A 22,177-nucleotide genomic window follows, 5' to 3' on the forward strand; every position below is an offset into this window, starting at 1 on the left:
CCTACATCTGGAGAACCATTGTGACCATCCTTCTCAACTCCGTTGAATCCCGCGACGCCGCGTTTGTTCTTCATCCCTATACCAACGCCTCGCAACATCTGAAGGACGGCCCGCTGGTGATCGCCAGGGGTGAGGGGATCCACATCTTCGACAACGAAGGCAATAAGTACATCGAAGGTCTTGGGGGGCTGTTTTGTGCGTCGCTGGGCTTTAGCGAACAACGTCTGGTCGACGCGGCAACCCGCCAAATGAAAGAATTGCCGTTCTATCACAGCTTCGGCGGCAAAACGCATGAGACCGCCGTCGAGCTTGCCGAACGGCTCATTCAGCTTTCACCGGTGCCGATGTCGAAAGTGTTCTTTGCCAATTCGGGTTCCGAGGCCAACGACACGGCCATGAAGCTTGTTTGGTATTATCACAATGCGATAGGCATGCCGGAAAAGAAGAAGATCATCTCACGCATGCGGGCTTACCACGGTGTCACCATCGCTTCGGCGAGCCTGACCGGACTCCCGAACAACCACCGCGATTTCGATCTGCCGATCGATCGGGTACTGCATACGGATTGCCCGGAGTTTTATCGCTATGGCCGCCCGGGCGAAACGGAGGAAGAATTCGCGACGCGCTGTGCCACCGCGCTTGAACAGATGATCCTTGCCGAGGGACCGGAAACCATCGGCGCATTCTTCGCCGAGCCATTGATGGCTTCCGGCGGCTGCATCGTTCCGCCGCCAACCTATTACGAGAAGATCCAGGCGATCCTCAAAAAATACGACGTACTGCTGATCGCCGATGAAGTCATCTGTGGCTTTGGAAGGCTGGGCACGATGTTCGGGTCCGAAAGCTTCGGGCTTCAGCCGGATATGATCGTCATGGCAAAGCAGCTTTCGGCGGCCTATCAGCCGATATCCGCACTGATGATCAACGAAAAGATCCACTCCGCAGTCGTTGCCGAGAGCGAGAAAATCGGAACATTCGGCCATGGTTTCACCTATAGCGGCCATCCCGTTGCGACTGCGGTGGCCCTGGAAACCTTGAAAATCTACGAGGAACGCGACATCGTTGGCCATGTCCGGAACATCGCCCCGCTGTTCCAGCTGCGGTTGAACGAACTTGGCGACCATCCGCTCGTCGGCAACGCCCGCGGTCGCGGCCTCATCGGAACCCTCGAACTGGTTCGCAACAAGGAAACGAAAGAGCAGTTCAAGCCAACGGACGGCATCGCCATTCACGCAGGCAAACAGGCCCAGGTCCATGGCGTCATCACGCGTGCCCTTGGCGACAATTATTCACTTTGCCCGCCGCTTATCATCACTGAAGCACAGATCAACGACTTGTTCGACCGCTCCACTCGGGCGTTAGATGACACGTACACCTGGGCGAGGGCGACCGGCCTCTATTGAGTGAAGGAACCGACGATATGCGAAACTTCGAATTGCCTGGACGATCGATGGCTGTCGGCCGCAGCGGAATGGCGGCAACATCCCACCCAATGGCGACCTTGACCGCCATCGACATACTCAAAGCCGGCGGCAAGGCGATAGACGCTGCAGTGGGTGCCTGCGCCGTGCAATGCGTCGTCGAGGCTGGTTCCACCGGCATAGGCGGCGATTGCTTTGCGTTGCTGTCATCAAACGGAAATGATGATGTCGTTGCCTATAATGGCTCGGGACGCACACCGGCGGCGGCGCATTTCAACTGGTTTCGGGAAAACGGGATCGCTTCGATCGAGCGATCGTCGCCGCATGCAGTGACGGTTCCTGGTGCGGTGGACGCGTGGACGCGTCTCGTTGCCGATCACGGAAGAATGTCGCTGTCAGAAATCCTCGCACCCGCAATTGCACTGGCTCGCGACGGTTATGCAATCACACCGCGGGTCGCCGCCGACCTCTCGAAGCAAACTGATTTGCTGCTGCGCGATCCTTCGACACGCCGCATTTTCCTGGTCGACGATCAGGCTCCGCAGGTCGGATCGGTTCAACGTCAGCCGGAACTGGCACAGACACTGGAAACGATTGCAGCTTCGGGCCGGGACGGCTTCTATCGCGGCGCGGTGGCCGACGACATGGTGACACGGCTGAATTCGCTTGGCGGCCTTCATACACGCGAGGATTTTGCGTCTGCGGCTGGCGAATATGTCAAGCCTGTCAGCGCAACATATCGAGGATGGACGGTGCATGAATGTCCGCCGAACGGGCAGGGCATCGTCGCACTGATGATCCTGAAGATCCTGGAGCGCTTTGAACGCAAAGGCGATCCGCTTGATGTCGACAATCTGCACATCGAAGTCGAGGCCACTCGGCTGGCTTATGCCGCCCGTGATCGTTGGGTCGCCGACGCTGCGGTCTCGGATGTTCCCGTCGATTTCCTCTTGTCCGAGGAACTTGCCGACAGTCTTGCCGCCGAGATCGACATGAATAGGGTCGCCGACGCCGGGGCGGCCATCGACGGCGTCGAGCATTCTGACACCGTTTACATATCGGTCGTCGACAAGGACCGAAATGTAGCCAGCTTCATTAACTCGATCTTCCATCCCTACGGAAGCGGCTTGATGGCTCCGAACTGTGGCGTCTTGTTCCACAATCGTGGACAGAGTTTCAGTTTGAAGCAAGGCCATCCGAACGCGATAGGGCCGCGCAAGAGGCCCATGCACACGATCATCCCAGGCCTGGTCACACGCCATGGCAAAACTGTTTTGTCATTCGGCGTCATGGGGGGACACTATCAGGCGATGGGCCACGCCCACTTCCTCACCAAGCTTTTTGATTTCAATTTGGACATTCAAACGGCAATCGATTTACCTCGTCTCTTTCCGCTTCCTGGCACGGCGACGATCGAGGCCGAAGCACTTCTCCGTACTTCGATCGGTCCTGATCTTGAAGCGCGCGGTTTCAAGGTTACCGCTCCGAATTGGGCGATCGGCGGCGCCCAGGCAATCTGGATTGACGATCAACACAATACGCTGTTGGGCGCCTCCGATCATCGAAAAGATGGCTGCGCGCTCGGCTACTGACAGCAATGGAGAACGAGTATGGCGGCATATCCGGATACCCAACTTTATATCAATGGCCACTGGAGGGACGGCTCTGACGAGAGTCTGACCATCGTCAATCCCGCCTCGGGCGAGGTCATCGGCCGCGTTTCAAATGCCAGCAAGGGTGATCTCGACGAAGCGCTTTCGGCCGCCACCGCCGGGTTTGAACACTGGCGGCAAGTCAGCGCGTTCGAGCGGTCAAAGCTCATGCACGACGCCGCCAAGATCCTGCGGGACCGCTCCCAGGCGATCGCGCGCGTAATGACGTTGGAGCAGGGCAAACCGCTAGTTGAATCCAAGGCGGAAACCGCGGGAGCTGCAGACACCATCGACTGGTTTGCCGAAGAGGCGCGTCGTGCCTACGCCGTTTGATCCCGCCACGGGCGACCCATATCAGGCAGATGGTCGTCAAGGAGCCTGTCGGCCCGGTGGCGGCCTTCAGTCCGTGGAATTTTCCGTTGAATCAGGCCGTACGGAAAGTTTCGGCGGCCCTTGCAGCCGGCTGCTCGATTATCTTGAAGGGGCCGGAGGAGACGCCGGCAAGCTGCGCTGAACTCGTTCGCGCCTTTGCTGATGCGGGCCTGCCCGCGGGCGTGCTCAATCTCGTTTTTGGAGTTCCCGCCGATATTTCGAACTATCTTATTCCGCACCCGGTTATCCGGAAAATCTCCTTCACGGGATCGACCGTCGTCGGAAAGCAACTGGCCTCGCTGGCCGGCGCCCACATGAAGCGCGTGACGATGGAACTCGGGGGCCACGCGCCCGCTCTCGTTTTCGATGACGCCGATATCGACCTGGCGGTCAGATTGTTGGCCGCTGCGAAATTTCGAAACGCCGGGCAGGTTTGCGTGGCACCGACACGGTTCCTCATCCGGGAAAGCGTCTTTGAAAGATTTCTCGCTGGCCTGGTACAGGCGGCCGAGGCAATCAACGTCGGCGATGGATTGAGCGACGGTGTGACCATGGGGCCGCTTGCCAATGCGCGAAGGGTCGAGGCCATGGAAGCGCTGACAGCCGACGCGGTTATGCGCGGCGCAAAGATCGCAACCGGCGGCAAAAGGATTGGCAATCTCGGCAATTTCTTCCAGCCGACAGTTCTGACCGACGTTCCACAAGATGCGCGCGTCCTGAGCGAAGAACCGTTTGGTCCGCTTGCGATTGTCAGTGCCTTTTCAGACTACGCTTCTGCCGTTGCCGAAGCCAATCGCTTGCCATACGGGCTTGCGGCATATGCCTACACGACCTCTGCAAAGACCAGTGCCGGCCTTGCGCGCGAAATCGAAAGCGGCATGCTGTCGATCAATCATCATGGACTGGCGCTGCCAGAGCTACCCTTCGGCGGCATAAAGGATTCCGGCTACGGTTCGGAAGGCGGTACCGAAGCGATGGAGAGCTATTTCAATACAAAGCTCGTAACCGAGGCGGTTGGTTAGCGGACGCCGACCCACGCGGTAACGTTGGGCGCGGGAAGGGCACGCCGCTCGGCAAACCTTCCGCCCCATAACTCGGTTCAGCTTTGCACAATTGCCTTTCGGATGAGCCGGTCTTTGACGATTTCAAACACCGCTCAGTCGGCCGATCGCGCCTTATGCCGCATCGACGCTGCGCCGCCAGTCCGGATCCGATCCAGCAGCCGGCGCGCACCTGCCGCTCGCTCAGGTCGAGAACATGCCCGGCCGACACCATCGTCATGCGGCCGGACATCACCTTCGACAGAATCTCGATCCGCTGCAGATCGCGCTCGCTCATCGCAATCAGTTCCATCTGCAATCTCCCAAGCGTCAATCAGACCCGGGGAGTGTGACATTCCAACTTTGCAAAAACAGGACACTTCAACTTTGCGGCTACATACGAATATCGCATAAGATGGATTATGGAACAAAAATATGCCGTTTGATTACAATGGTATACCGTCGTCATCCATCTCAACGTCCCACTCTTTCAAACCAATCCTCGCGAATTTGCCTTTTGAAGCACATCTTCGATTTCATCTCCGGACCTTCCCTCGTAAAGCGGCGAAGCATTGCCCACAGACTGTTTCGAGACCCATGTCTCTGACGATGCGCGCTTGGCGACAACGGGGTCAGCGATTGCTTCGATAGCATTCGATGGAAAGCCGCCCGTGGCTCAACGCGGTTACTCCTCAGGTGTTGGGATGACTTTTGATGGCCGTTGTAGTTCCGCGGCGGCGGCGGAGGCTATTGCATCTCCCGTCCCGCTGGAAACATGAACCGTCGGAGTTGCAAACTGGATGCCTTTTTCCGCGAATGTCTTCCTGAGCATGGCAAGGGCCTTCCGGCGAACGCCGAATTGTTCGCCGGGTTTCGCCATGAACTTCAGCCGAATTTGCACACCGTAATCGGCCATCTGCTCGATCCCCTGCATTTTCAAGGGCTCGATGATGTTGGGCCCGAGTTCGGCATCCTCCAGAAGCTCGACGCCGATGCGCTTGATGGTCTTGCGGACCTCCTCAAGGTCGCTGTCATAATTCAGGGTAAGAGTAATGATATCGATCACCCAGTCGCGGCTCAGATTTTGCACCGCGCCGAGTTCGCCGAAGGGAACGATGGTGACTGGACCGCGATGATGTCGCAGGCGGATGGATCGTAGCGAGAAACCTTCGACCGTCCCTTTGTATTTTGCTGCCTGAATGTACTCACCGATGCGAAAGGCATCGTCGAACAGATAAAAGACGCCGGAGATGATGTCCTTGACGAGTGTTTGTGCACCGAAACCGACGGCTATACCGACGACGCCAGCGCCCGCCAGCAACGGTCCGATCTGAATGCCGACCGCATCCAGGATCATCAGGAAACCGACAGCACCGATCGCCAGAAACAGCACATTGCGAAGGATCGGAAGCAGGGTATTCAACCGCTGACGCCGGCGCACTTCGGGTCCGTCGTGATGCCCAGCCTCCGCACTTCGCGACGCCACCGCCATCTGACTGTCGATCAGCGTGCTTGCGAGCTTCCAGATGACATCGGTCACCAGCAGCACGATAACGATACGGATTCCTGCACGGATCAAACGTGTGGTCACCGTCTCGGCTGCGGCAAGGTCACTGAGATTGACATCCCACGAACGGGCAATGAGCAGCGCGGCGACCACGATGAGGCCGTTACGCAGCGTTTGCATGATGACCACCGACCATCCGACGATGGCCGGATCTTCGACGGCGTGCTCGCCGCCGGATCGTATAATGCGACCAATGATATCACGAGCCACGGAAACAGTAAGCGGCAGAAGCGTCATGACGATCACTGTCCAGAATGCTCCGCGGAGCCCGGACACCCATAACAGCCACGACAGCATGATGCTCGCGCTGAAGCCGACACAGACCAGCCGGTTCACCGGCGGCCCATCAGAACGGAAATGCCGAAACCAAATCATGACGATCAGCGTGATTGAAATGACACCGAGCCACGCCGCGGTAAAGAGGTCGACCAGGATGGGTAAAGCCCCGATGGTCTGAAACACTTCAATGATTGCCCACCCAGCCGCCAGCATCGCGACGATTGCGAGGAGCCAGTAATACCAGAACCACGCAAGCGAGGTGACAAGCGTCAGAAGCCGCATATGCGGCAGCCGTGCGCCGGGCGCGATGACGATGCGGCCCACAAGCACGCCGAGGCGCACTATCAGCGCCGCTGATAGCAGAATGAGCGCAATATCGCGAAAGACGACCGGCCAAGGAAAGAGGATAAACGCGCCGAGGCTGCCGATCAGGTAACCGACCAACGCAAGAAGACCCATTGAAAGCCGGCTGGCATGCAGCTTGATCCGCTGCCGGACAGTGTCGGCAGGCGCGGTCAGGACAAAATGAAGAAGCCCTCGCCCGGACCACCAGGCAAGGCGCTGCGCAGCGAATCCGCCTGCAATGAAGAGGGTAACCGCCAGGATCAGTCCGACGGCATCGATACGATCATCCGTTTGGAAGACCCGGATCGCCGTTTGGATCTGTCCCGGAAGGGTCGGGACTGCATCGACGAGTATGAGCAACCTTTGGCGCAAATCCTGTAATGCAGTGGCAATCGACGGCGGTGCCGCCTCCTGCGGTGCCGCTGCCGGTTGCGCCGGTTCCTGAGTGCCGGGGACGATCCGATTGACCAGCGCGCGTCCGGCATCATCATTCGGCAATTCGATGATAACCCGGATCGGTCCCGAGGAACCGGTCGGTTCGGCCGCTGTGGCGGCCGTTACGCTCGCGAGCAGAAGCGTCGAAAATACCACCGTCAGGACTATGGACACTCTGCCGAAAAAATGACGGTTGTCGTTGATGCGCATGTAGCCGTGGTCCCCGCGACGTTGGCGTCGCTTCTGCTTGGTTGGTAGAAACTTCGGACGTTGTGAAGCGTTGCACAATCAACGTCAATCGACGAACCCGTCTGACGGACGAAAGCCTAACGTTTGCCCCCGCGCGCAAATGGCCGCCGTTACCCGGAGATCCCTTCGACGGTGGCCTAAGCCCATGTTTTCAGGCTTGCAGAGGGGTGATGCGAGGATCAGCCACTGGCCGTCCGTGAACTCGTCGCATGATCACCGGCGATCAACGTTCCCTCGCCCCATCGGCGGCTCATGACCGCACCGTCTTGAACCCTGCCCTGATCTCCTGACTGAAGAGTTCCGGTTCTTCCCAGGCAGCGAAGTGGCCGCCCTTGGCGACGCGGTTGTAGTAGACCAGCTTCGGATAGGCTTTCGACAACCAGTGCTTGGGCGGCTTGTAGACCTCTCCGGGGAATACGGTGACGGCGACCGGTATTTTGACCTCCGTGAGCTTCGCGCCCGCCATCGCATTTTCCCAATAGATGCGGCCACTCGAGGGGCCCGTGTTCGTCAGCCAGTACAGCGTGATGTTGTCGAGGATGGCATCTTTGCCGAGCGCCTGTTCGGGGTCGCCTGGGGTGAACACCCAATCGGCGATCTTGTCGTAAAGCCAGGCGGCGAGGCCAACGGGAGAATCCGCAATGCCGTAACCGACCGTCTCCGGACGTGTGCTCATGATTGCGGCGTAGCCGAAGCCATTGTTGAGGAAGTCCCGCGCCTCGTCGAAGACCACTTTCTCGTCCGCAGACAGGGTACCGGGAGCCGGTCCTCCATTTTTGAGAGCTTGGGCTGCGTCCGATGGGAACGTCGTGGCGCGCTCGACCCTGTTGACGTGGATCGCGAGCAGCCCGTCGGGCGCCTGGCGACCCAGGGCGTCGCTGATGATCGCGCCCCAGTCGCCGCCTTGCGCGACGTAGCGGTCATAGTCGAGCCGCTTCATCAGCACGTCCCAGGCAGCCGCTATTCGCTGCGGGTTCCAACCCGTCGCCGGAGGTTTCCCGGAGAAGCCGAATCCCGGAATCGAAGGGATCACCAGGTGGAAGGCGTCCTCCGCCGAGCCGCCGTGCGCCGTCGGATCCGTGAGTGGTCCGATGACATCAAGCAGTTCGAACACCGAACCCGGCCAGCCATGGGTCATGATCAGCGGCAGCGCGTTTTCATGGCGGGAACGGGCATGGATGAAATGGACGTCCAGTCCTTCGATATTGGTGAGAAATTGCGGAAAGGCATTCAGCCTGCTCTCTGCCTTGCGCCAGTCGTAGGACGACTGCCAGTAGGCCACCAGCTCCTTCAGCCTCGCGGGCTGGACGCCCTGCGAACGATCCGTGACGGTTTCGCCGTCGGGCCATCGGGTCTCGGCAAGTCGCCGCCTGAGATCGGCGAGCGCTGCCTCGGAAACCTCGGCCTTGAACGGTCGGATCTCCGCCGCTGCGGCGGTGACATCGGCAGCCTCTGATGCGAGCGGAAGGAGAACCGCGGATATGCCGGCGGCGGCACTTCCCCACAGCAGCGAGCGTCGCGACATAGGCCTGTGGTTCAAAGAGGTCAGCAGCGCCATGACGTGTGTCCTTTCCTGACATCGAGGGTCAACGGACAGGTTCGACAAGGGCTGTTCCCTTGATGGGTTCAATTCGGTCAGTCATATCAGTTCTTCCTCATGCTGTCGCCCGACGCTCTGCCTCCCGCCTCGATACGCTAACGAGCTTTCTCAAATCGGCGGCTGGTAGCGATTTGGGTCGGTCGAAGCAGACCCAGCACCTTGAGAAATTAAGAGGCAGCCTCTCGATCGAAAAAGCATTGCGCAGCGGCGTCGCAGCGACATCGAGAGGGTTCCTCTCATTTTCCCCGGCTACCGCGCGGCGACGGCGTGGCCACTTAATTGCGCAGACAGAACCATTGACCCGTCGTTCAGGAAAGGACCTCCTATGTCTGAGAACAAAACCGCAAATAGCGCCGCATCGGTCGCCGCAGCTTCATCCATCCCCCTCGGAGAAGTCTTAGCGTCCGCGGAAACCCGGCACGGCGCCGTCGACTTCATCGAGATCGACGAGATGCTCACGCTGAGGAGAATGATTGTTCGCGCCCCGGCGCCAAAAGGCACCGTGCTTTTCCTGCATGGGTTTCCGGAAACGCTGACGGTCTGGAAGCATATCGCGAGCACGCTTGCTCGCGACTATGACGTTCATGCCTTTGATTGGCCGGGCTACGGCCGGTCGTCGCGCCCGATCCTGCAACGGTTTTCCTACGCGCCGCAGGCCTACGCGGCGGTGTTGAAGGCCTATATCGAGAGGGCCGGCATCGACCGGTCGAACCTCGTGATCTATGCGACCGATATCGCCGCCCTCCCCGTTCTGCTGCTTGCTCTCGATGAGCCGGCGATCGCCAGGCGGATCATCGTCGGAGACTTCGCGCCGTTCGACCGGCCGCAATACATGTGGGAGAGCCTGCAGAACCTCAAGGCCGAGCCGACGGCCTCGCCGACCCGAGCGTATATGAACAAGACAAGCGACGAGATCCTTCAGAACGTGCACAGGCGCGGCCTGTCGCCCGCTGAGCAATTCGATTTGCCGACCGACGTCCAGCGGGACATGGTCCGTTCGTGGAGCCTCGATGGGATGACGTCAGCGGACGCCTTTGCCCACTACTACGCGAGTTTCACGCGCGACCAGAACGTCCTCGAGGCCAACCTCGAGCGACTGAAGACGCCGGTCAAGCAGATCTGGGGCGAAAAGGACGTCTACATAAGAAAGGAAATGGGCATCGAGTTGGCCGCCAAGATCGGTGCGAAAATCGATATCCTGCCGGGTATCGGCCACTTTCCACATCTTCAATATCCTGAACATACAGTTGAAGAAATTCGCGCATCATTCAGATAAAGCTGGATTACCTTCTTTCTTCGATCGCGCGCCTAATCTTGGCGAAGCCCAGTCGACAAAAGCGCGTACCTTCAGCGCCAGAATCCTCTGGCGCGCGTAAACGATATGAATCGGCTGTGGTGCTCCATCGAAATCCCGCAGGATGGGCACGAGCGCGCCAGACGCCAGCTGGTCCGGAACCTGGTAGTCGAAGAGCCGCGCGATCCCCGCTCCGCCGACGGCTGCTGCGACGCAGTTCGCCGCTGTATTCACTTCTAGCCGGTTGCGGGGCGCCGCCTCCATCGGCCTGCCGTCGACGTCGAATGTCCAGAAGAATGTCCGCTTGTTGAAGAATATCCCCTCGCGATCGATGAGATCGCCCGGACCCTGAGGTTCGCCATGTCGCGCGAGATAGGCAGGGCTCGCGCAGGTCAGCAAACGGAATTCGCCGATTTTGACCGCATGGAGGAAGCTGTCGGCGAGGTCGCCGAGGCGAATGGCGATATCCACCTGCTCGGACACGAGATCGACCGTGCGATCGAGCGATAGAAGGTTCAGCGACACCTCCGGGTATCTGTCCATGAAACCGAGCGCAACGGGCAGCACGTACCGGTTCCCATATTCGATCGGCATCGTGATCGTGAGCACGCCTCTGGGCGTCTGGTATTCGCCGGACGCCCTTCGCTCCGCCTCCTCGAGATCCGCTATGATCTTTCGGGCGGCGTCGACATAGTCGCGGCCGGCATCGGTGAGCTGAAGATTGCGGCTGGTGCGGACAATGAGGTTTGCGCCAAGATGGCGTTCAAGGTCGGTTACCTTGCGGCTGACGCTGGGCAAAGGCGCGTTCAGCCTCCTGCTGCCGGCCGAGATGCTTCCGGCGTCGACAACGGCCAGCAATATGCGCATCGCTTCGAAACGATCCATTGGCCACCGCCCGCAAGATAGCGCTTCTGCTCATCATCGGCCAGCAGACTATGACGTTGCCCTGAACCGCAGGCAATCCTAATCCAGCAGTTTGCGTATGGCCATGATCCCCTTTGCAGCATCCGACCAGGATTGCCGCCAGATCAAAACGCCGACGCTGAGGACGGTCGCGACAAGGAAGGGTATTGGCCCAATGAACCAGAATGCGGCAGCGACGGTGAAGTAGTAGGATCGGACGCCGACGCTGAACGATCGAAGAGCCGGGTTCAAGACCAGGGTCAGGGCGTTCGTCCAGCTGACGATGTCCCTGTCTTCATCGCGCGACGGGCTCGCCCCGATCGCCGCAAGGCAATAGTTGATCTGCCGGACCGCCCATATGAAATCGGACAGGCCGCGCAACAGCGTCGCCATGATCAAGAGCACCTTGCATTGGAAGAACCAGGCGGGATCCTGCGCCGCAAACATCGCGATCAGCCCGCCGCCCGATCCGTAATTCGGCTCCATGAACAACGCACCGCTGAGCCCGACGATGACGATGAGGTTGGCCGATCCGAAGAAGGATGCCGAATTGATCGTGTGCCCGAGGATCGCCGCGTCGCCGATGAAGTTGTTGTCTCGAGTCAGCACCTCGCGCATCCAGGCCGCGCGAATGCGCACCATGTCGACGGAAAGACTGTCGTTCCGCCGCGGCCATCCCATTGCCATCAAAGGCTCGAGTGCCATCCAGACGAGAAGGAAGAATACGATCGCCGCGACGTTCAAAAAATCCATGGTGTCCCCCGAACTGAATGGCGTTTTTCCAGACACTACTTCGAGGGAACGGCGGCTCCAAGCGTCTATCGTCGTCCCCGGGTTCCTTCGGTGCGCACAAGCGCCAAGGCGCTACCAGCGGCGCGTCGCGAGCTTCTATGGCAGTCTCGGGCCTCGTGCACGAGGAAGATCAAAAAAGTCGATATTGCGTCCGGTCGAAAGGCGACTAAGATTGAGTGGCACCAGCCGCGTGACGTGGTCAACCGGCAGCGCTGGCGGTCAGACTGGGGATACGGAATGGACCTTGCCGAAGAGCCTGGCATCTTCACGTGGGACTTGGCGACCGACACGGTTTATGCGGATTCGGCGCTGGCAAACCTCTTTGGGCTTGATCCGGAGCAGACCATCTCGGGGCTGCCGATCATAAAATACCTCGACAGGATTCACCCGGACGACAAGCCATCCGTGGCCAAGGCGATTTCAGACTCTGTGATGACAGGAGATCCCTACCGCCATGACTATCGGGTATTTGATGGAAGCGGGCAAATGGTGGCCGTGGCCGCTTTCGGCCGCTGCTTCCGGGATCAAGCCGGAAACCCATCGCAGTATGCGGGCATCGTATTTCGGACGACTGATCACGTCCAGCAAGACGAATTGTATGCTCACTGCAGGGAAGCGCTGAAAATCGCGCAGTCATCCGGCCTGCAGACGACGGCCGATGCGCTTGAAGCGATTCTGAAAGAGCTTGCCAAGCCGATGCCTTCGGACGTTGTACCGCTTCATTGACTTCCTTCCAAGCCATGGTGTCGATGGGTCTGCTCTTGCCGCGCTGACCGCTCGTCCCTCAGCCGGTCACCGCCGCCTCGCCTCCCAGGCATGGCCGGCAGAGCCCGCAAGCAGCACGTCGAACGGCAGGCGCCGAACCAGCCTGGCGGCAACGAAGGTCGCGCCGATCGCCGCGGCTAGCTTTGCCCAAGGGTAGTCGCCGAGCTGAACATGGGCGTTTGCATCGACCGACGTGGCCTTGGCTTTGAGTGCCGCTTCGGCATCCTCGCGCAGCGCGGATATTCGGACCCGCAGCAGCCTTAGCTCCTGCCGCAGGGCGTTCAGGTCCTGATCGGCTTTTTCACGCGCGGTCTCGGCGGCGGCATCCGCAAACGGCGGCTCACCTTCGGCGATCAGTTCATCGGGGTCGAGCGGAAGGTGGCCGTCCCGGTTGATGGATGATTGCATGGACATGTCCTCCAATGACAGGCGAGAGAAAATAGGGCCCGGCATCGCCACCGGGCCGTGGGTTACGGCAGGTACTCATCAGTGGTCGCGTCGGAAACCCTGGCTCTGGTTGGATCCGCCTTGCGACTGGGTTTGCGATTGGCTATTGGCATCTTCCGACGGCGCGGCATCCCTGCCGCTCAATGTGTAGGCACGCACCTTGGCGCTTCCATGCGCGCTGTCGCGCATTGCGACCGGGCGTGCATCATCAGAAGCCGACGCCTCGAAGGCACTTTCGGACACAGCGAGGTCTTCTGACGCTTTGCCGCCAGAGGACTGGCCGGCAAAACCGGTATTGGATGCGCCTTGCTGCCGGTCCTCTAACGACCAGAGGTCCGCCCGGTCATCCATATCGATGCTGCCCTCGTCGTCGAGAATGTCGTGGACGGTCTCATAGAGCGCGTCATCGATATCATTGACCTGGACGAGGAAGCCGCCTCGCCGCAGCCCTTCTGCGTATACCGCACGATCCTCATCGGGAAAGAAGAAGTCCGCCAGCGCGTCGAAGAAACCGCTGCGGTCGTCGCCCATCGTGCCGGCGGTTTTTCCATCCGCCTGATTTCCCGGCATCAACCTGATTCTGGCAACCGGCACACCCGCGTCCTCAAGACGAGACACGGCGGATTCGGCTTCCGAGCGGCTGTCGAAAAATGCGGTGAGGCTGCCGCCCCCTGTCGGGCCTGAGAAGGCCGGATTGGTATCGTTATAAATGCTGCTCATGGGATTGTCCTCTCGATGCATAGACCCACGCCGTCGATCCGCCGGCTGGTTTCCTGTTCAGAAAAACAGGTGGACGACAGGAATGTTCCAAGCGAATGCGGAGGATGTAATGGCGGCTCCCCGATATCGAAATGAGGAACGTTTTGGCATCGAGGATCGTTGTCCGGCGCCGCCGCAATTCCAAGCGCTGTAGCGGTTGACGTCAAACCTTCGAGACGCTAGCACGGCTCTTGACGCATCGGGGATAATTCATATGGACATCTTTACGGCAGCCGGTCTCACGGCTTTGCTGCAGGTCATTGCTATCGACCTCGTTCTCGCCGGCGACAACGCCGTGGTTATCGGTCTTGCCGCTGCCGGCCTCGAGGCCACGCAACGCCGCAAGGCGATCATCGTCGGCATTCTGGCAGCGACCGTCCTGCGTATTCTCTTTGCCAGCGTCGCGGTCTATTTGCTGGCGGTTGTGGGCCTGCTGCTTGCCGGCGGCCTGCTGCTCCTGTGGGTCTGCTGGAAGATGTGGCGCGAGATTCGTGCCGGCCATGGCGACAATCACGATGCGGCGAGTGCCGAAGGCGCGCCGAGAAAGACCTTCTTTCAGGCGGCGACCCAGATCGTCATCGCCGACGTCTCGATGTCGCTCGACAACGTGCTCGCCGTTGCCGGTGCCGCGCGCGAACACCCGAGCGTGCTGGTCATCGGTCTTGCCCTGTCGATCGCGTTGATGGGCATCGCTGCCAACCTGATCGCCCGGTTGCTCAACAATCACCGCTGGATCGCCTATGTCGGCTTGCTTATCATTCTCTACGTTTCGCTCGACATGATTTATCGCGGCGCCGTCGAGGTTATGCCCTACGTATAGTGGCCCTGGAGCAGAATGATTTTAGGCCGGACCGGCCTGAAATCTGAATTCTGTTCGAGGTGTTCAGTCCCGGCAGCGTGCTCTGGAGGCGGGGCTCAAGCCCCGATCCTCACTTCGATTTCGAAACTCATCTGGTCATAGGCCGGCACCACGTGGTCTGGCGTTTCAGCCATCACCGTGTCGTAGTCGAGCGGCGTGTGCATATGCGTGAGGATCGCCCGTTTCGGCTTCAGCCGGCCGATCCAGTCGAGCGACTGTTCCAGCGACAGGTGGCTCGGATGGTAGGTATACTGCAGTGCGTCGATGATCAGCACATCGAGATTGTGAAGCTTGTCGACGGTCTGCGGCGGAAAATCGCTGATATCGCTGCAATAAGCCACATCGCCGATACGGAAACCGAGCGAATGAATATCGCCGTGCTGCTGGATATGCGGATGAAACTGTATCTTGCCGCCGGGACCGCGGATTTCGACGGGTTCGTCGAGGTTTTCGATGACAATGGGCAGCACGATCGGCGGATAATTGCTGCCCGGCGGCGTTTCCAGGCAATAGCCGAAGGCCTCCCGCAGCCTGTCCATCGTATATTGGTCTGCAAAGATCGGCACCCGGCGGCGGGTGTTGTGAAAATAGCCCCGCAGATCGTCGATGCCATGAATATGGTCTGCATGTGGATGGCTGTAGAGCACGGCATCGACATGGTCGGCCCCCGCCCTGATCATCTGCTCGCGAAAATCCGGTCCGGTGTCGACGACGACGGTGGTGACACCGCCATCCGGCGCAAATTGCTGCACCATGAAGGCGGCGCGCGTGCGCCGGTTCTTCGGATTGTCGGGATTGCAGGCGCCCCAGTCGCCGGTAATACGTGGCACGCCGGGTGACGACGAACAGCCGAGAATGGTGAAGCGCCGCCGGTAGAGCACGCGCTAGACCCTCGGCATCTTCGTAAACAGGCGCAAAGCGTTCTCCGTTGTGATCCGTGCGACCTCTGCGTAGGAAAGGCCGATCGTCTCGGCGAGCACCTCGGCGGTGTTGACGACATAGGACGGTTCGTTGCGTTTGCCCCGCCAGCGCTTCGGCGCCAGATACGGCGCGTCGGTTTCCACCAGCAGCCGATCCTGCGGGATTGTCTTGGCGATCTCGCGCAGCTCTTCCGACTTCGGGAAGGTCAGGATGCCGGAAAAGGAAACATAGCCGCCGAGTTCGACGCCGGTCCGTGCCAGTTCCGCGCCTGCCGAGAAGCAGTGCAGGATGAAGGGGAAGGCCCCCTTCCCCGTTTCCTCGGTCAGGATCGCTGCCATGTCCTTATCGGCGCTGCGGCTGTGGATGACGAGCGGCAGCTGCGTCTCGCGCGCCGCCGCGATATGGCGCAGGAAGCCGGTCTGCTGGTCCTCGGGGTTCTGCGTGTCGTAGAAATAGTCGAGACCGGCCTCGCCGATCGCCACCACCTTCTCATGGGCATTGGCAAGCCGCACCAGTTCTTCCGTCTGGATATCCAGCTCTTCGTCGGCATTGTTCGGATGCGTACCGACCGAGCAGAACACCGATGGATATTTTTCGGTGATCGCCAGCAGCCCGTCGAGCTTGCGCACCCGCGTCGAGATCGTCACCATCTGCTTAACACCGGCCTGGTGGGCGCGCGCAACGATTTCGTCACGCTCCGCCTCGAAGTCGGCGAAATCAAGGTGGCAATGCGTATCGATCAGCACGGCCTCAAGCCTCCGGAGCCACGTAGCGCGGGAAGACCGGCGTCGGCGCTTCGAGCGGCGTTCCGGCAACGAGACGGCCGGCTTGCCCGAGAGCAGCGAAGTCGCGCTTGTCTTCCGATGCCGCGACGAGATCGAGCAACTTGCCTGATGAATCAGGCATGAATGGCTGTAGCAGGATGGCGATCTGGCGTACGACTTCGGCTGTGACATAGAGCACCGTGCCCATACGCTCGGGATCGGTCTTCTTCAGCGCCCACGGCGCCTGCCCGGCGAAATAACGGTCGGTTTCGGAAACGACCGAAATGATCGAGGCGAGCGCCCGGTGGATCTGCTGCTTGCCCATGTCGTCGCGTGTCGAGGCATGCAGCGCGTCGGCCTGCGCCAGCATTGCCTTGTCCTCGTCGGTCAGCGGCCCGCATTCGGGGATCTTGCCGTCGCAGTTCTTGACGATCATCGACAGCGAGCGGCTGGCGAGATTGCCGATGCCGTTGGCGAGGTCCGAATTGATGCGGATGCCGATCGCCTCTTCGCTATAACTGCCGTCCTGGCCGAAGGACACTTCGCGCAGGAAGAAGTAGCGCACCGGGTCGAGGCCGAAATGGTCCACCAGATTGACGGGATCGACGACGTTGCCGAGCGACTTCGACATCTTCTCACCCTTGTTGAGCAGGAAGCCATGGGCAAAGACCCGCTTCGGCAGCGGCAATTTCGCCGACATCAGGAAGGCCGGCCAGTAGACCGCGTGGAAGCGGATGATGTCCTTGCCGATAATGTGCACGTCGGCCGGCCAGTATTTTGCCAACGGACCGTTCTTGTCCTCGATATAGCCAGTCGCGGTGATGTAGTTGGTCAGCGCGTCGACCCAGACATACATGACATGGGCGGGATCGTTCGGCACCTTGATGCCCCAGTCGAAGGTCGTGCGCGAAACTGAGAGGTCCTTGAGGCCAGACTTGACGAAGGAGATCACCTCGTTGCGGCGCTCGGCCGGGCCGATGAAGTCGGGATTTGCCTCGTAATGGGCAAGCAGCTTCTCCTGATATTCGGAGAGCTTGAAGAAATAACTTGCCTCTTCCACCCACTCGACCGGCGTGCCCTGCGGCCCGTAACGCACGCCGTCGGCGCGCAGCTCCGTCTCGTTTTCCTGGTAATAGGCCTCGTCGCGAACCGAATACCAGCCGGCATAGCTGTCTTTGTAGATGTCGCCATTGTCGGCCATCAGGTTCCAGATGTTGCGCGATGTCTCGTGATGACGCTCCTGCGTGGTGCGGATGAAGTCATCGTTCGAGGCATTGAGCAGCTTGGCCATTGCCTGGAATTCGCCCGAATTGCGATCGGCGAGCGCCTGCGCGGTGATCCCTTCTGCGCGCGCCGTCTGCTGCATCTTCTGCCCGTGTTCGTCGGTGCCGGTCAGGAAGAACACGTCCTTACCGTCAAGGCGCTGGTAGCGCGCCATCGCATCCGTCGCGATCAGCTCATAGGCATGGCCGATATGCGGCTTGCCGTTGGGGTAAGAAATCGCGGTGGTGATGTAGAAGGGTGTCTTGTCTATCATGGCGGCCAATGTCCGGCTAAGTCTATAAAAATGGTCAGCCGCTCTTAGCGCATGTCACCGCCAAGCGAAACATCAAGTTTTACCGCCGCCAATGATTTCCGGGACGTTAGCGTGGTGAACTTGACTCAGCTTCTGCCGCAATCTACCCGTCATGGAAAAGAGGGCGGGACAGAACGAAGTGCCAATTTTCATCTATCCGGTTTGTCGTGGCCGCGCGCCGTCGGAGGCGCTTGATTGACATTCGAACCTCTCTATTCACTTTCGGGCCTGTTTGTCGGCGCGCTCGTCGGCATCACCGGCGTTGGTGGCGGTTCGCTGATGACACCGTTGCTGGTGCTGCTCTTCGGCGTCCATCCCGCAACCGCCGTCGGCACCGATCTTCTCTATGCGGCGATCACCAAGACCGCCGGCACCGCCGTTCACGGCATGCACGGGCGCGTCAACTGGAAGATCGTCGGCAGCCTCGCGATCGGCAGCGTGCCGGCCGCCTTGCTGATGCTCTGGATGCTGGCAGGCGTCGATCGCAAAAGCATCGGCGTCACCAATACGATCACCACGGCGCTTGGCTGGCTTCTTGTCATGACCGCGATCATGCTGGTCTTCCGAGGCCCGATACTCGAGCTGGCGCGCCGCGCCATCGGCGACCGTACGCCGCCGCAGCCGAGAACCATCCTCGCCCTCACCGTCGTTCTCGGATTCCTCCTCGGCGTCCTTGTCACCCTGACCTCCGTCGGTGCCGGCGCCCTGGGCGTGACGATCCTGCTGGTCCTTTATCCCAGGCTCGACGTGCGCGAGATCGTCGGGTCCGATATCGTCCATGCGGTCCCGCTGACCCTGATCGGCGGCACGGGCTATTGGTTGATCGGCGAAATCGACTGGCCGATGCTGTTTGCCCTGCTCATCGGCTCTATCCCCGGCATCATCATCGGCAGCTTGCTGGCGCCGAAGTTGCACGAACGCACCATCCGCATCGTCCTTGCCTTGACACTCGCCGTCGTCGCCTGGAAGCTGTTGACCGGCTGACCGGAGCATCGGCATCCCAAGGTTAGCGGCCCGGCTGCTTGATGTCGGCGAGAATGCTGATGATCGTCTGTTTGCGGTCGAGGTTGTAGGCATCCGAAATGGTGAGCCGCTCGGTGATCTCGGAATAGAGCCGCGCCAGCCGTTCCGCAGCTGCGATCTGTCCCTCGCCTGCCGCTACGCGCGCCCGGTTCATGATGTCGTCGCCGACATGGCTGACGAAGAAATCGAAGATCGTGTCACTTTCCCTGCCCGAAAGCGCGTCGGCCAGCCGATGCATGGCCTTGCGGGCCGTCGCTCCTTCGGCCGCCAGCATCTCGTCGTAGGCGGCGATAATCTCGCCGCCGCCGTAATTCAACAGTTTCAGCGCCTCGCCGACGCTGCCCTTGGCGGCCGAAAGCACCGCCCCACCCTCGCCTGACATGCCGAGATGGGCAAGCGCCGCCATGAGCGCATCGTCGGCCAGTGGCGCCAGTTTCAGCGGCAGGCAGCGCGAGCGGATCGTCGGCAGCAATCGTCCAGGCGCATGCGAGAGCACCAGAAACAGCGCCCGCTTCGGCGGTTCCTCCAGGATCTTCAGGATGGCGTTGGCCGCATTGCGGTTCATGTCGTCCGCCGGATCGATGATGACGATCCGCCAGTTGCCGGTGCCTGATGTCTGCGAGAAGAATTTGCCGGCGCGGCGCACTTCGTCGACGGTGATCGACGACTTCACCTTGCCGGTCTTTTCATCGACCGGCCGGGCAAGATGCAAGAGATTATGCGAGGCGCCGGAGGCGATCTGCCGGCTGACGGGAGAGGCTGGATCCGGATCGCCGATCGTCTCCGGCGCCCTCTCGGGATCGGGATGCGAGAGCACGTGATTGGCGAAGCGGAAGGCGAGCGTCGCCTTGCCGATGCCTTCCGGCCCCTCGATCAGGATGGCGTGGTGGCCCTTGCCGGACCGATAGGATTGCGCAAGGAAGGCTTCCGCCTCCTCATGGCCGAACAGCCTGGTATTTTCCCCCGGCCAAATGGCGCCGTCGAGCAGTCCGGGCCGGTCTTCACTCATAACGGGCTTCACTCATGATGGGCGGCTTCCGGCGTCCGGGCACGGTCCGCAGGCGACATGAGCTGCCGGACGATCGCCAGAATCTCGGCGGCGATCGCCTCTTCGCCCTGCATGGCGTTGATCACGTGACAGCGCTCCGGCTCGCGGGCGGCGATATCGAGAAAGGCTTCGCGCCGTTTCTCGTGCGTTTCGAGGCGCTCTTTCTCGAAGCGGTCGGGAGCGTCGGCGGCGGCGCGCTTCTGCGCCCGCTCCAGCCCGATTTTGGCGGGGATATCGAGGATCACTGTGCAATCCGGTATCACGCCGTTGATGGCGATGCGCTGCAGGGTTTCGATGAAATCGGGCTCGAGATTGCCGGTGATGCCCTGGTAGACGCGGGAGGAGTCAATAAAGCGGTCGCAGAGCACGATCTTGCCGGTGGCAAGTGCGGGCCGGATCACCTCTTCGACATGGTCGTTTCGCGCCGCTGCAAACAGGATCGCCTCCATCCGCGTGCCGAAGGCTTCGGCAGCCCCTGACAGCAGCACGTGGCGTACGGCCTCGGCACCCGGCGATCCGCCGGGTTCGCGCGTCATCAGCACGTCGCGACCTTCGCCCTTCAGTGCCTCGGCGAGGCGGCGGATCTGCGTGGATTTCCCAGCGCCTTCCCCGCCTTCAAACGTAACGAATAATCCCGTACCGGATGACAATGACAACTTCCCGCATTCCGGGCGCCGCGCGCGCTCCATCTCTTCTATCTATCCGAAGATATCAGGGAGGAAAACCTTTCGCCGCGGCGACATATTCACCTTTCCCGGCAAATTGTATCAGAATGCCGGGTGTTCAAGCCCAGGCGTTCAGCCGGGCGCGGACTTGTCCCAGAGCCAGGAGAAAAACAGCGATTCGCCGAGTTCCAGCATGGCATCAACCGCCCGGCTGCTGAGCGAACCCTCACCGACCGCCTGCATGGTGTAGAGCGGCACTTCCCTGAGCAGCCGGCTGCCCGCGAGAATCCTGAGCGTGCCTGCCTGGGTATTCGCCGTCACCGGCGCCGTCAGCGGCCAACGATAGACGATGCGTGCCGACAGCCTGTCGGGATTGCTGATCGGAATGTAGACGCTGACCGGCGCCTTGGCGATGAGATCGACGGTGCGCGCCGTGCCGCCATAGACGCTGGCGGCTCCAATCACTTCCTTGTCGGCGAAGATCTGCCGGCTCTCGAAGGCGGTCAGCCCCCATTCGAGCACCCGCTTGGCCTCCTCCGTCCGCTCCTTGTCGGAAGCGATTCCGGCAAGCGCCAGAAACAGCCGCCTGCCGTCGCGCTCAACCGACGCGACGATCGAGTAACCCTCCCCCTCGGTAAAGCCGGTGGCCAGCCCGTCGGCGCCGAGATCGAGCCCGAGCAGTGGATTGCGGTTGCGCTGGAAGATCTTGTTCCACTCGAAATCCGGCTGCGCGAAATAGGGATAGAGCTTCGGATAGGATTGCTGCAGGGCCGTGGCCAGCGTGACCATCTCGCGCGCCGTCACCTTGCTCTTTCCATCGGGAAGGCCGGTGGAATTGCCGAACTCGGCCTTCTCCATGCCAAGCTCACGGGCGCGCCGCGTCATCGACACGGCAAATTGCTGCTCGCTTCCAGCCATGCCTTCGGCGAGGATGATGCAGCTGTCATTGGCGCCCTGGATGGCGATGCCCTTGATCAGATCCTCGACGCGCACGCGCGATTTAAGGCTGGCAAACATCGTTGCCGTCCTCGACGGAGCGCCACCGGTTCTCCAGGCATACTCGGAAACCGGATATTCGGTATCGAACGTGATCTGGCCCTTTGTCACCGCCTCGAAGACGAGATCCATCGTCATCAGCTTGGCGAGCGAAGCCGGCGAAAAGCCCTGGTCTTCGTTTTTGGCGAGAAGCACCGTGCCGGTGGCGGCCTCGATCATATAGGCCTGCGTCGCCTTGGTGACGAAACCGGCAGCACCGCTATCGGCCGCAAGCGCCCCGGTGATGAACGGCATAAGGCATGCCAGAGCAATTCCAGCAAAAGTGCGTAGCGAAAAGGTTAGAGCGGTTCGGCGCTTCGATGGGAAGCTGAACCGCTCTAAAAGGCAAAGCACAGGCTTCAGCAT

At 60.5% G+C, this 22,177-nt stretch carries 18 protein-coding genes and 2 pseudogenes; 7 read left to right on the forward strand and 13 right to left on the reverse strand.

What is annotated here, in order from left to right:
- Nucleotides 1–20: 20 nt before the first annotated feature.
- The 3 genes and pseudogenes from HJB84_RS11685 (at nucleotide 21) to HJB84_RS11695 (ending at nucleotide 4,467) form a co-directional block, all read left to right on the forward strand.
- Nucleotides 21–1,403 (forward strand): aspartate aminotransferase family protein, encoded by a 1,383-nt coding sequence (locus HJB84_RS11685; RefSeq protein WP_221115992.1) that lies wholly within the window; start codon nucleotides 21–23, stop codon nucleotides 1,401–1,403.
- A gap of 17 nt (nucleotides 1,404–1,420) precedes the next feature.
- Entirely contained in the window at nucleotides 1,421–3,013 is a 1,593-nt protein-coding gene (ggt, locus tag HJB84_RS11690) for a gamma-glutamyltransferase (protein WP_221115993.1), read from the forward strand.
- Between the two features lie 18 nt (nucleotides 3,014–3,031).
- A pseudogene (locus tag HJB84_RS11695) lies at nucleotides 3,032–4,467 on the forward strand (NAD-dependent succinate-semialdehyde dehydrogenase).
- A 149-nt stretch (nucleotides 4,468–4,616) separates the two neighbouring features.
- Here HJB84_RS11695 and HJB84_RS11700 read toward each other — a convergent pair.
- The 3 genes and pseudogenes from HJB84_RS11700 to HJB84_RS11710 all read right to left on the reverse strand — a co-directional run.
- Nucleotides 4,617–4,798: pseudogene (locus HJB84_RS11700) on the reverse strand (helix-turn-helix domain-containing protein); the annotation flags it as partial.
- A gap of 372 nt (nucleotides 4,799–5,170) precedes the next feature.
- Entirely contained in the window at nucleotides 5,171–7,321 is a 2,151-nt protein-coding gene (locus HJB84_RS11705; protein ID WP_221115994.1) for a mechanosensitive ion channel family protein, read from the reverse strand.
- A 289-nt stretch (nucleotides 7,322–7,610) separates the two neighbouring features.
- Nucleotides 7,611–8,918, reverse strand: coding sequence for an epoxide hydrolase family protein (locus tag HJB84_RS11710; RefSeq protein WP_207580502.1), 1,308 nt, complete (start codon nucleotides 8,916–8,918; stop codon nucleotides 7,611–7,613).
- A 367-nt stretch (nucleotides 8,919–9,285) separates the two neighbouring features.
- Here HJB84_RS11710 and HJB84_RS11715 point away from each other — a divergent pair, with 367 nt between their 5' ends.
- Nucleotides 9,286–10,236, forward strand: a complete 951-nt coding sequence (locus tag HJB84_RS11715; RefSeq protein WP_221115995.1) for an alpha/beta fold hydrolase — start codon at nucleotides 9,286–9,288, stop codon at nucleotides 10,234–10,236.
- On the opposite strand, the gene HJB84_RS11720 is transcribed toward HJB84_RS11715, so the two are convergent.
- Together HJB84_RS11720 and HJB84_RS11725 are read right to left on the reverse strand one after the other, a co-directional pair.
- Nucleotides 10,225–11,139: a LysR family transcriptional regulator gene (locus tag HJB84_RS11720; protein ID WP_207580504.1), complete on the reverse strand. Its 915-nt coding sequence runs from the start codon at nucleotides 11,137–11,139 to the stop codon at nucleotides 10,225–10,227. The two genes, HJB84_RS11715 and HJB84_RS11720, sit on opposite strands and share 12 nt — an antisense overlap.
- A gap of 78 nt (nucleotides 11,140–11,217) precedes the next feature.
- Complete coding sequence (locus tag HJB84_RS11725; RefSeq protein ID WP_207580505.1) at nucleotides 11,218–11,910, reverse strand: DUF599 domain-containing protein; 693 nt, start codon at nucleotides 11,908–11,910, stop codon at nucleotides 11,218–11,220.
- A gap of 276 nt (nucleotides 11,911–12,186) precedes the next feature.
- Between HJB84_RS11725 and HJB84_RS11730 the strand changes: the two genes are divergently transcribed.
- Nucleotides 12,187–12,675 (forward strand): PAS domain-containing protein, encoded by a 489-nt coding sequence (locus HJB84_RS11730; RefSeq protein WP_207580506.1) that lies wholly within the window; start codon nucleotides 12,187–12,189, stop codon nucleotides 12,673–12,675.
- Nucleotides 12,676–12,741: 66 nt separating this feature from the next.
- Here HJB84_RS11730 and HJB84_RS11735 read toward each other — a convergent pair whose 3' ends face one another.
- Both HJB84_RS11735 and HJB84_RS11740 read right to left on the reverse strand, forming a co-directional pair.
- On the reverse strand, nucleotides 12,742–13,122 hold the full coding sequence (locus HJB84_RS11735; protein ID WP_207580507.1) for a hypothetical protein: 381 nt from the start codon (nucleotides 13,120–13,122) through the stop codon (nucleotides 12,742–12,744).
- Nucleotides 13,123–13,200: 78 nt separating this feature from the next.
- The gene (locus tag HJB84_RS11740; protein ID WP_221115996.1) at nucleotides 13,201–13,881 is read right to left on the reverse strand and encodes a hypothetical protein; all 681 of its coding nucleotides are present in this window, start codon (nucleotides 13,879–13,881) and stop codon (nucleotides 13,201–13,203) included.
- A 253-nt stretch (nucleotides 13,882–14,134) separates the two neighbouring features.
- Between HJB84_RS11740 and HJB84_RS11745 the strand changes: the two genes are divergently transcribed.
- Complete coding sequence (locus HJB84_RS11745) at nucleotides 14,135–14,740, forward strand: TerC family protein (RefSeq protein ID WP_207580509.1); 606 nt, start codon at nucleotides 14,135–14,137, stop codon at nucleotides 14,738–14,740.
- A gap of 95 nt (nucleotides 14,741–14,835) precedes the next feature.
- Here the strand turns inward: HJB84_RS11745 and HJB84_RS11750 are convergent, their stop codons facing one another.
- The 3 genes from HJB84_RS11750 to metG are packed head-to-tail and all read right to left on the reverse strand — an operon-like array spanning nucleotide 14,836 to nucleotide 18,001.
- Nucleotides 14,836–15,660: an MBL fold metallo-hydrolase gene (locus HJB84_RS11750; RefSeq protein WP_221115997.1), complete on the reverse strand. Its 825-nt coding sequence runs from the start codon at nucleotides 15,658–15,660 to the stop codon at nucleotides 14,836–14,838.
- Nucleotides 15,661–15,663: 3 nt separating this feature from the next.
- Nucleotides 15,664–16,446, reverse strand: a complete 783-nt coding sequence (locus HJB84_RS11755; RefSeq protein WP_221115998.1) for a TatD family hydrolase — start codon at nucleotides 16,444–16,446, stop codon at nucleotides 15,664–15,666.
- A gap of 4 nt (nucleotides 16,447–16,450) precedes the next feature.
- Complete coding sequence (gene metG, locus HJB84_RS11760) at nucleotides 16,451–18,001, reverse strand: methionine--tRNA ligase (RefSeq protein ID WP_221115999.1); 1,551 nt, start codon at nucleotides 17,999–18,001, stop codon at nucleotides 16,451–16,453.
- 234 nt (nucleotides 18,002–18,235) lie between these two features.
- Between metG and HJB84_RS11765 the strand changes: the two genes are divergently transcribed.
- The gene (locus HJB84_RS11765) at nucleotides 18,236–19,024 is read left to right on the forward strand and encodes a sulfite exporter TauE/SafE family protein (protein ID WP_221116000.1); all 789 of its coding nucleotides are present in this window, start codon (nucleotides 18,236–18,238) and stop codon (nucleotides 19,022–19,024) included.
- 22 nt (nucleotides 19,025–19,046) lie between these two features.
- On the opposite strand, the gene HJB84_RS11770 is transcribed toward HJB84_RS11765, so the two are convergent.
- From HJB84_RS11770 to HJB84_RS11780, 3 genes are all read right to left on the reverse strand, one after another.
- Nucleotides 19,047–20,072 (reverse strand): DNA polymerase III subunit delta', encoded by a 1,026-nt coding sequence (locus HJB84_RS11770; protein ID WP_207580514.1) that lies wholly within the window; start codon nucleotides 20,070–20,072, stop codon nucleotides 19,047–19,049.
- An 8-nt stretch (nucleotides 20,073–20,080) separates the two neighbouring features.
- On the reverse strand, nucleotides 20,081–20,761 hold the full coding sequence (gene tmk, locus HJB84_RS11775) for a dTMP kinase (RefSeq protein WP_207580515.1): 681 nt from the start codon (nucleotides 20,759–20,761) through the stop codon (nucleotides 20,081–20,083).
- A 147-nt stretch (nucleotides 20,762–20,908) separates the two neighbouring features.
- A complete protein-coding gene (locus tag HJB84_RS11780) occupies nucleotides 20,909–22,066 on the reverse strand; it encodes a D-alanyl-D-alanine carboxypeptidase family protein (protein ID WP_221116001.1) in 1,158 nt (385 codons plus the stop codon).
- Nucleotides 22,067–22,177 lie beyond the last annotated feature (111 nt).

It is taken from the genome of Rhizobium sp. NZLR1b (assembly GCF_019685155.1).
GTDB lineage: Bacteria > Pseudomonadota > Alphaproteobacteria > Rhizobiales > Rhizobiaceae > Rhizobium.